Annotated in this window: 13 protein-coding genes; 7 read left to right on the top strand and 6 right to left on the bottom strand. The window is 59.1% G+C overall.

Annotation, left to right across the window (positions count from 1 at the left end; genetic code table 11):
* The first annotated feature begins 80 nt into the window (after positions 1 to 80).
* Positions 81 to 422, top strand: a complete 342-nt coding sequence (locus AACY50_RS01075) for a zinc ribbon domain-containing protein YjdM (protein ID WP_339432764.1) — start codon at positions 81 to 83, stop codon at positions 420 to 422.
* 205 nt (positions 423 to 627) lie between these two features.
* Entirely contained in the window at positions 628 to 885 is a 258-nt protein-coding gene (locus AACY50_RS01070; RefSeq protein WP_221730106.1) for a PA4570 family protein, read from the top strand.
* A 131-nt stretch (positions 886 to 1,016) separates the two neighbouring features.
* Here the strand turns inward: AACY50_RS01070 and AACY50_RS01065 are convergent, their stop codons facing one another.
* The 3 genes from AACY50_RS01065 to AACY50_RS01055 all read right to left on the bottom strand — a co-directional run bounded on the left by AACY50_RS01065 (position 1,017) and on the right by AACY50_RS01055 (position 2,685).
* A complete protein-coding gene (locus AACY50_RS01065; RefSeq protein WP_221730107.1) occupies positions 1,017 to 1,634 on the bottom strand; it encodes an FKBP-type peptidyl-prolyl cis-trans isomerase in 618 nt (205 codons plus the stop codon).
* Between the two features lie 122 nt (positions 1,635 to 1,756).
* On the bottom strand, positions 1,757 to 2,062 hold the full coding sequence (locus AACY50_RS01060; RefSeq protein ID WP_339432763.1) for a DUF6482 family protein: 306 nt from the start codon (positions 2,060 to 2,062) through the stop codon (positions 1,757 to 1,759).
* Positions 2,063 to 2,196: 134 nt separating this feature from the next.
* Positions 2,197 to 2,685, bottom strand: coding sequence for a TIGR00645 family protein (locus tag AACY50_RS01055; protein WP_339432762.1), 489 nt, complete (start codon positions 2,683 to 2,685; stop codon positions 2,197 to 2,199).
* Positions 2,686 to 2,846: 161 nt separating this feature from the next.
* Between AACY50_RS01055 and AACY50_RS01050 the strand changes: the two genes are divergently transcribed.
* Positions 2,847 to 4,676 (top strand): hypothetical protein, encoded by a 1,830-nt coding sequence (locus AACY50_RS01050; protein WP_339466269.1) that lies wholly within the window; start codon positions 2,847 to 2,849, stop codon positions 4,674 to 4,676.
* Here the strand turns inward: AACY50_RS01050 and AACY50_RS01045 are convergent.
* Both AACY50_RS01045 and AACY50_RS01040 read right to left on the bottom strand, forming a co-directional pair.
* Positions 4,673 to 4,993: a PA4575 family protein gene (locus tag AACY50_RS01045; protein ID WP_339432761.1), complete on the bottom strand. Its 321-nt coding sequence runs from the start codon at positions 4,991 to 4,993 to the stop codon at positions 4,673 to 4,675. The two genes, AACY50_RS01050 and AACY50_RS01045, sit on opposite strands and share 4 nt — an antisense overlap.
* Before the next feature lie 327 nt (positions 4,994 to 5,320).
* The gene (locus AACY50_RS01040) at positions 5,321 to 7,759 is read right to left on the bottom strand and encodes a Lon protease family protein (RefSeq protein ID WP_339432760.1); all 2,439 of its coding nucleotides are present in this window, start codon (positions 7,757 to 7,759) and stop codon (positions 5,321 to 5,323) included.
* Between the two features lie 300 nt (positions 7,760 to 8,059).
* Between AACY50_RS01040 and AACY50_RS01035 the strand changes: the two genes are divergently transcribed.
* The 4 genes from AACY50_RS01035 (at position 8,060) to AACY50_RS01020 (ending at position 11,636) form a co-directional block, all read left to right on the top strand.
* Positions 8,060 to 8,548, top strand: a complete 489-nt coding sequence (locus AACY50_RS01035; protein ID WP_221730112.1) for a DUF3015 domain-containing protein — start codon at positions 8,060 to 8,062, stop codon at positions 8,546 to 8,548.
* A 95-nt stretch (positions 8,549 to 8,643) separates the two neighbouring features.
* Positions 8,644 to 10,497, top strand: coding sequence for an Lnb N-terminal periplasmic domain-containing protein (locus AACY50_RS01030; RefSeq protein WP_339466268.1), 1,854 nt, complete (start codon positions 8,644 to 8,646; stop codon positions 10,495 to 10,497).
* 216 nt (positions 10,498 to 10,713) lie between these two features.
* Complete coding sequence (locus AACY50_RS01025) at positions 10,714 to 11,070, top strand: hypothetical protein (protein ID WP_339432758.1); 357 nt, start codon at positions 10,714 to 10,716, stop codon at positions 11,068 to 11,070.
* A gap of 71 nt (positions 11,071 to 11,141) precedes the next feature.
* On the top strand, positions 11,142 to 11,636 hold the full coding sequence (locus AACY50_RS01020) for a GreA/GreB family elongation factor (protein WP_339466267.1): 495 nt from the start codon (positions 11,142 to 11,144) through the stop codon (positions 11,634 to 11,636).
* A 135-nt stretch (positions 11,637 to 11,771) separates the two neighbouring features.
* Here AACY50_RS01020 and ettA read toward each other — a convergent pair whose 3' ends face one another.
* Entirely contained in the window at positions 11,772 to 13,436 is a 1,665-nt protein-coding gene (gene ettA / locus AACY50_RS01015) for an energy-dependent translational throttle protein EttA (RefSeq protein WP_339432816.1), read from the bottom strand.
* Between the last annotated feature and the right edge of the window lie 141 nt (positions 13,437 to 13,577).

Below are 13,577 nucleotides of genomic sequence, written 5' to 3'. Positions count from 1 at the left end.
TTTTTGTTGTCTGCCCTATCTCGGTTAAAACCCTATACAATGTGCGACTTTTAGCGAACCACATCCCTCAAGGAGCCTTAGTGAGCACGTTGCCACCCTGCCCGAAATGCAATTCCGAATACACCTACGAAGACGGCACTCAACTGGTTTGCCCCGAGTGCGCCCATGAATGGTCGGCCAGCGGCGATACCGAAGTGGCCTCTGATGATGCCGTGAAGAAAGATTCGGTCGGCAACGTCCTGCAGGACGGCGACACCATCACCGTGATCAAGGACTTGAAGGTCAAGGGCACCTCGCTGGTGGTCAAGGTCGGCACCAAGGTCAAGAACATCCGCCTGTGCGATGGCGACCATGACATCGACTGCAAGATCGACGGCATTGGCCCGATGAAGCTCAAATCCGAGTTCGTCAGAAAAGTCTGAATCCGCTGTCATCCATCCCGCGCCAGCCGTGGGATGGAGTCTCTCCCTCCCCGCCCTGCCCCAATCAATCCAAGCAATAGCCATACGCCAGCCGTTTTGACCTTACACAACCTTTACCCGGAAAAAACCAGAAACAGCCAATAGCCCCTTGCTATTTGACGAATAAGAATTATTCTCATTGAAACCCTTCAAGGAGATTAGAACCATGACTTATTTGATCGACGCTTGGCTGGATCGCCCACATCCGTACCTCAGAATCCTGCATCGGGAAACCGGTGAAGTCTGTGCAGTGCTTGAGGAGGAAGCCCTGCATGAGTTGCAGGATCAGGGGGATTTGGATGTCAGCAGCCTGAACTCCAGCGAGCCGCTGGTATTAAAGGAGCTGGTGCGTAATCTGTTCCTGTTCTGCTACGCCCGGGCCTTGCGCCCGACCGGTGAGATGCACAACAAGATTGAAGTATGAAACGCGATAAAACCGTGGGAGCGAGCTTGCCCGCGAAAATGGAGTCTCAGGCAACACCAGGTGTGACTCAAAGAACGCCTTCGCGAGCAGGCCCGCTCCCACATTAGCTTGTCATAAGGACAGGCCAGGTCTTACAGAACGTCCAGCAGCTCGACGTCGAATACCAGAACGCTGTGCGGCGGGATGCTGCCAACGCCTTGAGCGCCGTAAGCCAGTTCGCTCGGCACGTACAGACGCCATTTGCTGCCGGCATTCATCAGTTGCAGGGCCTCGGTCCAACCAGCGATCACGCCGCCGACCGGGAATTCGGCTGGCTGACCACGCTCGTAGGAGCTGTCGAACACAGTGCCGTCGATCAGCGTGCCGTGGTAGTGCGTACGCACTTGATCTTCACGGGATGGCTTGGCGCCTTCACCCTGAGTCAGTACTTCGAATTGCAGGCCGGAAGCCAGAGTGGTGATGCCGTCGCGCTTGGCGTTTTCAGCCAGGAACGCCAGGCCTTCGCCAGCAGCCGCTTCAGCTTTTGCAGCCGCTTCGGCTTGCATGATTTCGCGGATCACCTTGAAGCTGGCGGACATTTCTTCCTGACCCACACGGCTTGGCTTACCGGCGAAAGCGTCGGTCAGACCGGCCAGGATGGCATCCAGGCTAACGCCCGGTGGCGGGTTGTCACGCAACTGGTCACCCAACTGACGGCCGATGCCGTAGCTGACGCGGGTTTCGTCGGTGGACAGATTTACTTCGGACATGACACTGCTCCGCTGTGCGGACGGCCACAAGACTTGCCGTGCGTGCACAGCGCGTCCCGGCGCGCCCGGAACCAAAAGGGCGAGCAGACTAGCACAGATGCTCAGGCGATGGGACGCAGTGCCTACAGGACCGAGCGCCAGGCGATCGGCACCTTGAGGCTTTCCTCGCCACTGGCGCCAAGGCCACACATTTCATCGTGTACCGAGGTGTGGACGAGGTTGAACGGCAACACCGGGAAGTTATGCAACATATCCCGCGCATGCTCCACCGATCGCAGCGTCAACAGGTTGCCCTTGAGATCACTTAACGGATACGCCGCCCCATGCATCCGTGCTTCGAGCAGATAGATTCCGCCCTCCATGGAAATCAGGTTCAGTTCATCGACCTTCCTGGCGATAGCAAACGCATTCAACTCTTGCAGGTTCATGAACACACCTCACGCAATGGCGAGCCGGGATCTATACAGGGATAGGCCCACGCGCATCAAAGCACAAGCCACAAACGACACCGCCCGTCTGTTTCGCAACAGACGGGCGGTGTTTTGCAGCGCTCAAACCTTGATCAGTGTTTGGTGACCTTGTCGAGGTAGCCCATGGCGAACGCCGAGACGACAAACGTCATGTGGATGATCACGTACCACATCAGATGTTCGGGATCGACGTTCTTGGCGTCCATGAAGATCCGTAGCAAGTGGATCGAGGAAATCGCCACGATCGAGGCTGCCACTTTCATCTTCAACGAGGAAGAGTCCATGGTTCCCAGCCAACTGAGCTTTTCCTTGCCTTCGTCGATGTCCAGTTCAGAGACGAAGTTCTCGTAGCCGGAAATCATCACCATCACCAAGAGGCCGCCCACCAGCGCCATGTCGATCAGCGACAGCAGCACCAGTATCAGCTCCGACTCGGCCATCGAGAACACGTTGGGCAGGATATGGATGACTTCCTGGAAAAATTTCAACGCCAAGGCCAGCAGCCCGAGGGACAACCCGATATAGATCGGCGCCAGCAGCCAGCGCGAGGCGTACATTGCGTTTTCGATAAAGCGTTCCATTGAATCTCACACAAGGGGCTGGAAAATGGCGGCGAGTATACCAGCCACCGAGGACAGCCAGAAACTGCCCGCAAGTCCGGCACCTGCGTGTGTGTGCCAAAGTTTTTCTGCTAGTGTCCAAGCCAATGACAGCCCCGTGACAGTGGACAGGACGCGTGGAAATGGATGTGCGATTGCCGATAACGATTGCCGGAATGTGCCTTGTGCTATTGATGAGCGGTTGCTCGCCCGGCGACAAGAAGCACGCAGTCAGCCTTGAGGAAAAGACGGCAACGTTCGAACAGGCACTCGACGCCATCACTGATCCGAAGCTCAAGGACGCCGTCACCGAGCTCGGCGGCTCGCTGCTGTTGCTTGAACGGGCACAGCTCAAACTCGAAGGCAATCCACTGCGCACCGAATATGGCGAGGACGCCCTCGGCGTGCTCAAGCACTACCCGACCCCGCAGGCGCTGGTCGATACCTTCATCAGTGGCCTGTTCGTGCTGCACAAGGACGCGAGCTCCGATTACCTCACCGACCTGCAGCCAGTATTCCCGTTCAACCTCAACATTCCCGGCGGCTTCCTGTTTCCCCATCGTGTGGAATGGCAATCGGTGACGTTGAGCAACAAACGCGTCATCCCCTACCAGCCCGAGTGGTCGGAAACCGATCCCGGTATTCAGCTCAGCCCGTCCAGTTCCAACGTCACCAACCCCGATGACCTGACCGTAACCTACCCGTTCATCGAAGGTCTGGATGTGGACAAGAAAAGTCAGCCGCAACCGGTGAGCCTGCAGGGCAAGGTTGAAGTCATCGCGCCGCGACGCTTGTACAGCTTCGACCTGACGCAAAAGGACGTCGGCCAGACTCGCACCAACGACAACCTGAGCGTCAAACTGCTGAAGCTTGGAAAGAACTACGCCGAAGTCGAATTCAGCAACAACCTGCCCTTGCCAGCGCAAGTCGCCGATTCGCAACTCAATCCTTTGATCGTTCAGGCCCGCGACGCCACCGGGCAATACCTGGTGCGCGCCGGTTCAATCAATGAAAGTCCGGAACAAGTAGCCTTCTACGAAAAACAACTGGCGCACCTGCAACAACAGAAAACCTGGAGCGACGCGCTGGAAAAGCAACTCAGCGCCCATCAGCAAGCCTTCGAGCAACAACACCCGCAGCGCTATAACAAGGTCTATTTCAATGGCCCGATCGAGACGCTGGAGGTCAGCGCGCTGGACTTCTCATCCGCCACCGTCACCCGCCAGTCGCTCGATCTCCCCATTCGCGCCTTTCATCAGCACACCACGGACAAAGCCATCAAGCCGCTGGATCTGCCAGTGGTGGTGTATGACGATCTGGCCGAGAACTGGCTCAAGGGCGCGAGCCTGACTGAAGAACAGTTGAAAGCCGGCATCCGTGTCCACCAATCCGTGGAAGACCCGAGCGCCGCGCGCATCGAGTTTTCCCATCGCCGCACCTTCAACGACGAGTTGCTCGGCGACGACTTCAACCCCGGCGACAGCCCGGTGACGTTCTTCACCGAGAAACACAACGGCAAACTCGATGAGCCGATCGAACTGCCGCCCGAGGCCTATCAGGTCGATCCGCTGCGAGCGACGATCACTTACGATCTGAATCTGTTCCCGCAAACCCCAGCGATCGCCGTAGGCTCGATGCCGTTGTTCCTGGCAACGGTGGCCAAGCAAGCGTACGACGCCAAGTCCTTGCCCAAGGGGCTGGAGATCAAGAACAACATGCTGGTGGTAGACCTGAAACAGTTTCCGGCCAACGAATGGCGCTTCTTCGTCAAGGACGACAGCGGCAACTATCTCAAGCAGATTCTCTCGGTCAGCCACGATGCGAGCGCAGAGGGCCCGGCGTTGTTCGGCGTGCATTACTTCTATGGCCGCCCAACCCACGTGGAAACCTATCAGCGAACTGACCTCACCACCCTGCAATACGGCTTCGAGGTCAAACTCGACCCAGCACAGTTGACCGACCCTGCGCTCTAACTGTTGAGACTTCGTCCGCGCCCCCCGTTGATCTGCCGAAGCTGGGCTTGCAGGTGCAGGCTCCAGATCTGCGGATCGTCGGCGAGCTCATAGCCGTGCAGCGTCAGACTTTCGACGATGGTGTCGAGGATCGACTCGGCGGCGACTGGCCCGTGGAACGGGCCTTGGGCTTTGATAGCGGAAGGTTGTTCACCGGCCATGCCGGCAGCGAAGAGCAGCGTCCACATGCCGGTATCGCCGGCCAACGGTTTGATGACACATTCGATACGGGTCACGAGACCCAGGCATTGACGGGTGAGGCAGAGGTTGCGCGACATGGCGGCGACCCTCGGTGAAGCCGGTATTCAGCCCTCACGGGAGGACTGGCTCGATCCAGTGATACTGTCGATATCCTTGAACTGAGAATAGAAGAAAAGTTCGCCGCGCAAGCCGCACGAAACCAGAATGCGCCGAATGGTCATTGTGTGAATATTGGCGCCAGAGTAGTGGCGCTTTCTATTGGCTGCACCCTGAAAAATATGGGAAGGGGCTTGCTCCCGAAGGCAGTGTGTCAGGCAACAGATTCGTTGGCTGATACTGCGCCTCCGGGAGCAAGCCCCCTCCCATTGTTTTGATGCCGTTGCAGTTTTTGACCTGGTTAAGGTTTACGCCGGTTTGGCTTCTACCAACGCCTCTTGCGCCAGTTCCTTCTCAGCCTCCTTCAAATCCTCTTCGCTGATCATCTCGGCAATCACCCGCAGACGCTCAACCACCCGCGCATTGACGCTGCCTTCAGGGAACTGACCGTCTGCATCCGGTTCACCGGCCGGCTCGCCAACCAGCAGGCTCAGCGCCTCGTCGGCCTGACGCACCGCGTAAACGTGGAACTGCCCGGCGCGCACCGCCGCCAGTACTTTTTCGTCGAGCATCAAGGTGGCGACGTTGGCCTGGGGAATGATCGCGCCCTGCTCGCCGGTCAGCCCGCGTGCCTCGCAGAGGCGGAAGAAGCCTTCGATCTTCTCGTTGACCCCACCGACCGCTTGCACTTCACCGAACTGGTTGATGGAACCGGTGATCGCAAAGCATTGCTTGAGCGGTGTTTTCGACAGCGCCGAAATCAACGTGCAGGCCTCGCCCAACGAAGCACTGTCGCCATCAACGTAACCGTAGGACTGCTCCAGCGCGATGCTCGCGGAAATCGCCAACGGGAATTCCTGCGCATAACGGCTGCCCAGATAGCCGGTGAGGATCATCACGCCCTTGGAGTGAATCGGCTGGCCGAGGTTGACCTCGCGCTCGATGTCGACGATCCCGCTGCCGCCCGGATACACCGTGGCGGAAATCCGCGCCGGCACACCGAACGCCGAGTCGCCGACTTCCAGCACGGTCAAACCGTTACACTTGCCGACCGCCGCCCCGTCGGTGTCGATCAGGATGATCCCGGCGAGCATGTCGTCGAGAATTCGCGCCGACACACGCCCGGTGCGAGTGGCCTTGGCTTTCAGCGCACGCTCGATATGCCCGGCATCGGTCATTTCATCGCCGGCCAGATGACGGATGAAATCCGCCTCGCTGACCAACTGGAACAAATCACCGATTCGCGCCGACAAACGCCCCTGATGCTCGGCCAGACGGGCGCTGTACGTCGCCAGACGCGCGACCGCATCGGCGGTCAAAGGCGCCATGCCTTCTTCAGAAGTGCGGGTTTTGAGCAACTGGGCGAATTGCTCCAGGCTCTCGTCGACCATCGGAATGTCTTCGTCGAAGTCGACCAGGACGCGGAACATCTCCTGAAAGTCCGGATCGAGGTCTTGCAGCGTGTAATACAGCGAACGTGCGCCGATGATGATGACTTTGACCTGCAACGGAATGTGCTGCGGGTTGAGGGTCACGGTGGCGAAGCGGCCCATCTCGCCCAGCGGCGATTCCATTTTCAGCTTGCGCGATTGCAGAGCGCGCTTGAGCGCATCCCACACGAATGGCTCGCTGAGCATTTTTTCCGCTTCAAGAATCAGGAAGCCGCCATTGGCACGGTGCAGCGCGCCTGGACGCAACTGGCGATAAGTGGTGTAGAGCGCGCCCTGATCGGTGGTGTATTCGATACGACCGAACAGGTTTTCGTAAGTCGGGTGCGGTTCGAATACCACTGGCGCGCCGCCGCTGGCCGGATGCCCGACCACCAGACTCGGTGCGTATTGCTCCTCCAGCAGTTTGCGCGCAACGGCGTCAGTCTTGCTGTCATCGACCAGTTGCTCGACCACGGTTTTGAGCAGGTACACCTGCATCGCTTGCAGGTAACCGCAGACGGCGGCGTTCTCCGCGTATTTTTCCGACAGCGGCGACAACAGCGGCTGCAAGGCCAGGGTGATGGTTTCTTCGTTGAGCTGACGCAGCTGGTTGTTCGACTCACGCTTCCACTGCGGCAGGCTGGCGAGTTCTTCGTTCAGGCGTTCTTCGAGACCGGAGATGTCATCGTGAAAACGTTCGCGATCGGCTTCCGGCAATTGCGAAAACTCAGCCTCATCCAGCGCCTTGCCGTCGAGCATCGGCGTGAAGGCGATGTTGCTGCTGTCGCGGTACAGGGCGACGTCTTTTTCCAGAGCCAGACGCTCGATGATGTCGAGGGCCTTGTCGTAGCGCTGGTTGAAAGCCCGGTCGATGGCGCTTTTCTTTTGCTGGTAGGACGGATGCTCGAACACGGCCGGGAAGGTCGCCAGCAGGTTGTCGATCAAACCGTTGATGTCACCGATAAACGAGCCGGCCGTACCCGATGGCAGTTCCAGAACGCGAGGCTCGCGAGGCTCGTCGAAATTATTGACATAGACCCAGTCCGCCGGGGTCTGCAGGCGTTTGCCTTCGGCTTTCAGGTAGCGTTTGACGAACGAGAAACGACCGGTGCCGGGCTCGCCCATCACGAATACGTTGTAACCGGGGCGTGGCATGGCCACACCGAACTGCAAGGCTTCGACCGCACGTTCCTGGCCGAGCACACCGCGAAAGGGCTCCAGATCATTGGTGGTAGTGAAGCTGAACTGTTCAGCGGAAAACGGACGGGTCAGCGCTTCTGGCGCTATACGCAGGCTGGCAGCAACAGGATCAGGCATCGGGCTTCCTTAACAATCAGGCGGGGCAGATAGCGGCATTCTGGCGCTGCCCGTACCCCACTGGCAAGGCGCGCCCTATGACAAAGCATAGACAACCGGTCGCCCCCGCCCCCTCCCCTGTGAAATCGGGGTTATCGCCAAATCTTTTGTAAAAAATCACGGAACCCCAGGAACGTGCCTAAACTCCAAACTGCGCGGCTGGAACTAATACCGGCCCACTGGCTTCGTTTGGATCTGTTTCTACAGAGCTTGGGGGGCCAGAACCCTGTCCATTGGTATGCACACAAAGAGAACAAAGCTATGAAACGGATTCTTCTCGGTACTCTCTTCACCGCTGTATCCATCAACGCAATGGCGCAAGCCCCGGGCGGCCCGGATTGCGGTTGGGGCAACATGCTGTTCGAAGGTCAGCGTGGCACCCCGGCTCACTTCCTCGCTTCCACCACCAACGGCACGTCCGGTAACGCTACCTTCGGCATGACGTCCGGCACCAACGGTTGCTCGACCAACGCATCGCTGACCTACGGCGGCAAATCCTGGATTGCCATGAATGGCATGATGAACGAGCTGTCCGAAGACATGGCCAAAGGCAACGGCGAAGCGCTGACGACTTATGCCGTGGTACTGGGCGTGGCGCCGCAAGACCGTGCGCACTTCGCGGCCGTCACTCACGAGCACTTCCAGCAGATCTTCAGCAAGGCTGACGTGACCGCTGAAGACGTGCACACCAACACCCTGGCCGTTCTGAAGTCAGACCCACGTCTGGCCAAGTACGCCACTCAGGCTTAAGCTCGACCCCACCCGCTTCTTTCGGGAAGCGGGTTTTGTTTTTTCGGCCCGTCCCTCCTTGGGTCTTTTTTTCTTTCCTGTTTAAGTTGCCGACTATGCTCAAACGCCTTGCCTGGCTGGCGCTCTGTGTCTGCGCCCCGCTGTCCGCCGCGCCAACCATCGATCCTCAACGTTTGCAGCAACTGGCCAATGACCGCTTCTGGATTTCCCTCGGCCACTACGAAACCGCCAAGCTCGGCGGCTGGCGCAGCTATGTCAGCGACAAGAAATTCTTCCTCGCGCCCGATGGCAATGAACATCCCGACCATGAACTGGCCGCCACGGTACAAGCGCTGTACGCCCCGGCCAGCCTCGGCGAGCAGCACGCGCAATGCGTCTACCCCGCCCGCACGCGCTGGCTCAAAACGCAACTCAACCTGAGCGACCTGCCAACGCCTGCGTGTGCCGAGTACAAAAAGTGGTTCAAGGACGTTTCGCCGCACAGCGCGGTGATGATCTTCCCCGCGGCTTATCTCAACAGCCCGTCATCGATGTTCGGCCACACGTTGCTGCGCATCGATCAGGCTGACGTGCAGACCGACAAGACCTCGCTGCTCAGTTACGCCATCAACTTCGGCGCCTACATCGAAGGTTCGGACAACAGCATTCTGTACGCCTGGAAAGGCTTGATGGGGGGCTACCCGGGGCTGTTTGCGCTGGTGCCGTATCAGGAAAAACTCTCCGAATACCGCAGCCTGGAAAACCGCGATCTGTGGGAGTACCGGCTCAATCTGACGCAAGAAGAAACCGCGCGCATGGTCGAGCATGTGTGGGAACTGAAACAGATCCAGTTCGACTATTTCTTCTTCGACGAAAACTGCTCCTACCGCTTGCTCGAATTGCTGCAGGTCGCGCGACCGAGTTTGCGCCTGACCGAACAATTCCCGCTGACGGCAATTCCCACCGACACGGTCAAAGCGGTGAAAGAAGCCGGGTTGGTGGAAAGCATTCAATACCGCCCCTCTCGTGAACGTGAACTGCTCAGTCGCGCCGAGCCTTTGACCGATGACGAACAGGCGTGGGTACTGAACGTCAGCGCCGATCAACAGCAACTGCAAGAGCCGACATTCAAAGCGCTGCCTCGCGAGCGCCAAGCGCTGATCATCGATGCGGCTTATCGCCTGGAACGCTACCGCGCCAACGGCCAGGAGCGCGATCCGCAACGAGCGCAACGCAGTTTCGAACTGCTGCGGGCAATCAACAAGAACCCCGCCCCCGAACTGGACATTGCGCAACCGGGCCTGCCTGAAGACGGCCACGAATCGCGCACCTGGCAGGCCGGTCTCGGCACCCGTGGTGATCGTGCGTTCGGCGAATACGGCTTGCGCATGGCCTATCACGACCTCAACGACAACGCCGAAAGTTTCCCGCTCGGCGCGCAGATCGAAATCCTGCAAATGAAGCTGCGCCAGTACGAAGGCAACCACTGGCAATTCCAGCAACTGGATCTGGCGACCATTCGCTCGCTGACGCCGCGCAATGAGTTGTTGCAGCCATTGTCGTGGCAAGTCACCGGCGGCCTTGAGCGTGTGCCGGGCAAGCATGATGACGAAACCCTGGTCAGCCACGTCAACGGTGGCGGCGGTGGTACGTGGCAGTTGGGCGAAGATGTGCTCGGGTTTGCCCTGGGCACGGTACGTGTCGAACACAACAATGACTTCGCCGGTTTCATTGCGCCAGCCGCAGGCTTCAACAGCGGCGTACTGTGGAAAAACCCGCTGGGCAACCTGAGCCTGGAGGCCAAGGGTGATTACTTCACCAACGGCGAAGTGCGCCGTAGCCTGAGCCTGAATCAGCAGTGGGAATTGTCGCGCAACCTTGGTTTGCGCCTGAGTGCGCAACGCGAGTTCAGTCATCTGGCCACGCCTGAAACCGAAGTCATGCTCGAGGTGAAGTGGTATCACTACTGATCTGAAGCCCAGCAAATAACCCCTGTGGGAGCGGGCCTGCTCGCGAAGGCGTCGTGTCAGGCGATTCAAATGTCGGCTGACACACCGGTTTCGCGAGCAAGCCCGCCTACAGGAATCTCCAGTGTTCAACGAATTACTCACACGCCTTTCACCAACGCCCGACGAATCCCCTTCTAGACTTTCCCTATCAGCCGAGAACCGGCGCGGGAGAGTGCGATGTGGCGGTGTGCGGGTTTGCTGGGTGTTTTGCTGATGCTGGGCGGTTGCCAGACCACTCACGAAGATTTCATCGCCAAAGGTTACCCACCGGCCTTCGCCGACGGTTTTGATGACGGTTGTGTCAGCGGCCGGCAAGCGGCCGGCTCGATCAGCGGCGAATTCCGCAAGAACGTGCCGCGCTATCTCAAGGACAACCAATACGCCGAAGGCTGGACCGACGGCTTTCGCCAGTGTCAGGCGATGCTGGAAAACAAGGGTCGCGAAGAGTATCGCAACGAACACTGGGACGAACGCGAACGCGCCTGGCAGCGCCAGAAAGATCAGGGCGCCGGGCGGGCTTACCGCTCGCAGTAGGTCGCTTCCAGACATCCAGTGAAACCAAATGCCGGCGACCATGGCCCAAACTCTATGAAGAGGAGGACACCATGAGCCGCGCTTTCGTTAACGAAGACAATGCCGCCGCGCAAGCCGATCAGCCCGTCGAACGGCAGGTCAGCACGCAACCCAATTACGTCACACCGCTGGGGCTCGCCCAGTTGCAGGGGAAAGTCGCCGAGCTGCAAGCCCTGCACGCCGAGCAATCGGCCAAGGGTGAACAGGCTGACAAACAACGTCTGGCCGATCTTGAACGTGATCTGCGTTACTTCAATCAACGTCTGGGCAGTGCCCAAGTCGCCGTCGCCGCGACCTCTACCGACAAGGTGCAGATCGGCAGTTGGGTGACCTATGCCGACGAACACAACACCGAGCGCCGCGTGCAACTGGTGGGTGAAGACCAGGCCGACGCCGCCAAAGGCTTGATCAACTGGGGCTCACCACTGGGCCGGGCATTGCTCGGCGCCCAGCTTAACGACGAGGTGCTGTGGCAGCGCCCCGCCGGTGACCAACTGATTGAAGTGATCCGTGTCGAACCTTCGTAAACCACGCCTTGGGCCCACATCGCATCGGCGACCAATGTTGCCCACCTCACCTGCCGCCCATCAAAGCCCTGCTAAAAAACCAGGCACAAAAAAGCGGAGCCCGAAGGCTCCGCTTTTTATGCAACCCGCCCAGTATCAGGCCAGTTTCTTGTGGCGTACCCGGTGTGGCTGGGCCGCTGCTTCGCCGAGGCGCTTTTTGCGATCAGCTTCGTACTCGGTGTAGTTGCCTTCGAAGAACACCGCCTGGGAGTCGTCTTCGTACGCCAGAATGTGCGTCGCGACGCGGTCAAGGAACCACCGATCGTGAGAGATCACAATGGCGGCGCCCGGGAAGTCCAGCAGGGCTTCTTCCAGCGAACGCAGGGTTTCAACGTCGAGGTCGTTGGACGGTTCGTCGAGCAGCAGGACGTTGCCGCCCTCTTTCAGGGTCAGCGCCAGGTGCAGACGACCGCGCTCACCACCGGACAGGTCCTTGACGAACTTTTGCTGATCGCCGCCCTTGAAGTTGAAACGACCGACGTAGGTACGCGACGGAATCTCGTAGTTGCCGATGCGGATCTGGTCCGAACCGTCGGAGATCTGCTGGAACACCGTCTTGCTGCCGTCGAGATCTTCGCGGCTCTGATCCACACAAGCCAGTTGCACGGTTTCGCCGACTTCGATGCTGCCCGAGTCTGGCGTTTCCTTGCCCATCAGCATGCGGAACAGGGTCGACTTACCGGCACCGTTACCGCCAATCACGCCGACAATGGCGCCTTTAGGCATGGAGAACGACAGGTTGTCGATCAACACGCGATCGCCGTAGCCCTTGGTGACGTTCTTGAACTCGATGACTTTGTCGCCCAGGCGCGGACCGGCCGGGATGTAGATCTCGTTGGTTTCGCTGCGCTTCTGGAATTCCTGCGACTGCATTTCTTCGAAGCGTTGCAGACGAGCCTTGGATTTCGACTGGCGGGCCTTGGCGCCTTTGCGCACCCACTCCAGTTCTTCTTTCATGGCTTTTTCGTGAGCCGACTGCTGCTTGGATTCGGCCGCCAGACGATCGGACTTGGCTTCGAGCCAACCCGAGTAGTTGCCCTCGTAAGGAATGCCCGCGCCGCGGTCGAGTTCCAGAATCCAGCCCGCGACGTTGTCGAGGAAGTAACGGTCGTGCGTGATCGCAACCACGGTGCCCGGGAAGTCGTGCAGGAAGTGCTCCAGCCACGCCACGGAGTCAGCGTCCAAGTGGTTGGTCGGTTCGTCGAGCAGCAGCATGTCCGGGGCGGACAGCAGCAGACGGCACAGGGCCACACGGCGTTTTTCACCGCCGGACAAATGTTCGACCTTGGCATCCCACGCCGGCAGACGCAGCGCATCGGCGGCGACCTCCAGTTGGCGATCCAGGTTGTGACCGTCGCTGGCTTGCAGGATGGCTTCGAGCTTGGCCTGTTCTGCCGCCAGTTTGTCGAAGTCGGCATCTTCTTCAGCGTAAGCCGCGTAGACCTCGTCCAGGCGCGCCTGGGCGTTCTTGATCACGCTGACCGCTTCCTCGACCACTTCACGCACGGTCTTGGTGGGGTCAAGTTGTGGCTCTTGCGGCAGATAACCGATGTTCAGGTCCGGCATCGGACGGGCTTCGCCCTCGAACTCGGTGTCGACGCCGGCCATGATTTTCAGCAGCGTGGACTTACCCGAACCGTTGAGGCCGAGTACGCCGATCTTGGCGCCGGGGAAGAACGACAGAGAAATGTTTTTCAGGATTTCCCGCTTCGGCGGAACAACTTTGCCCAGCCGATGCATGGTGAAGACGTATTGAGCCATGGAGAACCTTGGGTCAGTGACAGATGAATGATTGGAGCGCAGGCGATGCCCGGCCAGACCGTGCGCGTCGTTCACTTGATGTTGATCAATGCGTGCGCGCTGAAAAAAGTCTGAGTCTAGGAGCTGGAACGCTCCCGCGTA

The sequence above is a fragment of the Pseudomonas sp. RA_15y_Pfl2_54 genome (assembly GCF_963971015.1).
GTDB lineage: Bacteria > Pseudomonadota > Gammaproteobacteria > Pseudomonadales > Pseudomonadaceae > Aquipseudomonas > Aquipseudomonas baetica_A.
The sequence above is the reverse complement of the archived record's forward strand: the minus strand, read 5'-3'. Positions and strand labels throughout refer to the sequence as shown.

Excerpts from the sequence above, each read along its gene's own strand:
- AACY50_RS01070 (WP_221730106.1), top strand. The coding sequence starts at position 628 with ATGACTTATTTGATCGACGCTTGGCTGGATCGCCCACATCCGTACCTC.
- AACY50_RS01065 (WP_221730107.1), bottom strand. The coding sequence starts at position 1,634 with ATGTCCGAAGTAAATCTGTCCACCGACGAAACCCGCGTCAGCTACGGC.
- AACY50_RS01060 (WP_339432763.1), bottom strand. The coding sequence starts at position 2,062 with ATGAACCTGCAAGAGTTGAATGCGTTTGCTATCGCCAGGAAGGTCGAT.
- AACY50_RS01055 (WP_339432762.1), bottom strand. The coding sequence starts at position 2,685 with ATGGAACGCTTTATCGAAAACGCAATGTACGCCTCGCGCTGGCTGCTG.
- AACY50_RS01050 (WP_339466269.1), top strand. The coding sequence starts at position 2,847 with ATGGATGTGCGATTGCCGATAACGATTGCCGGAATGTGCCTTGTGCTA.
- AACY50_RS01045 (WP_339432761.1), bottom strand. The coding sequence starts at position 4,993 with ATGTCGCGCAACCTCTGCCTCACCCGTCAATGCCTGGGTCTCGTGACC.
- AACY50_RS01040 (WP_339432760.1), bottom strand. The coding sequence starts at position 7,759 with ATGCCTGATCCTGTTGCTGCCAGCCTGCGTATAGCGCCAGAAGCGCTG.
- AACY50_RS01035 (WP_221730112.1), top strand. The coding sequence starts at position 8,060 with ATGAAACGGATTCTTCTCGGTACTCTCTTCACCGCTGTATCCATCAAC.
- AACY50_RS01030 (WP_339466268.1), top strand. The coding sequence starts at position 8,644 with ATGCTCAAACGCCTTGCCTGGCTGGCGCTCTGTGTCTGCGCCCCGCTG.
- AACY50_RS01025 (WP_339432758.1), top strand. The coding sequence starts at position 10,714 with ATGTGGCGGTGTGCGGGTTTGCTGGGTGTTTTGCTGATGCTGGGCGGT.
- AACY50_RS01020 (WP_339466267.1), top strand. The coding sequence starts at position 11,142 with ATGAGCCGCGCTTTCGTTAACGAAGACAATGCCGCCGCGCAAGCCGAT.
- ettA (WP_339432816.1), bottom strand. The coding sequence starts at position 13,436 with ATGGCTCAATACGTCTTCACCATGCATCGGCTGGGCAAAGTTGTTCCG.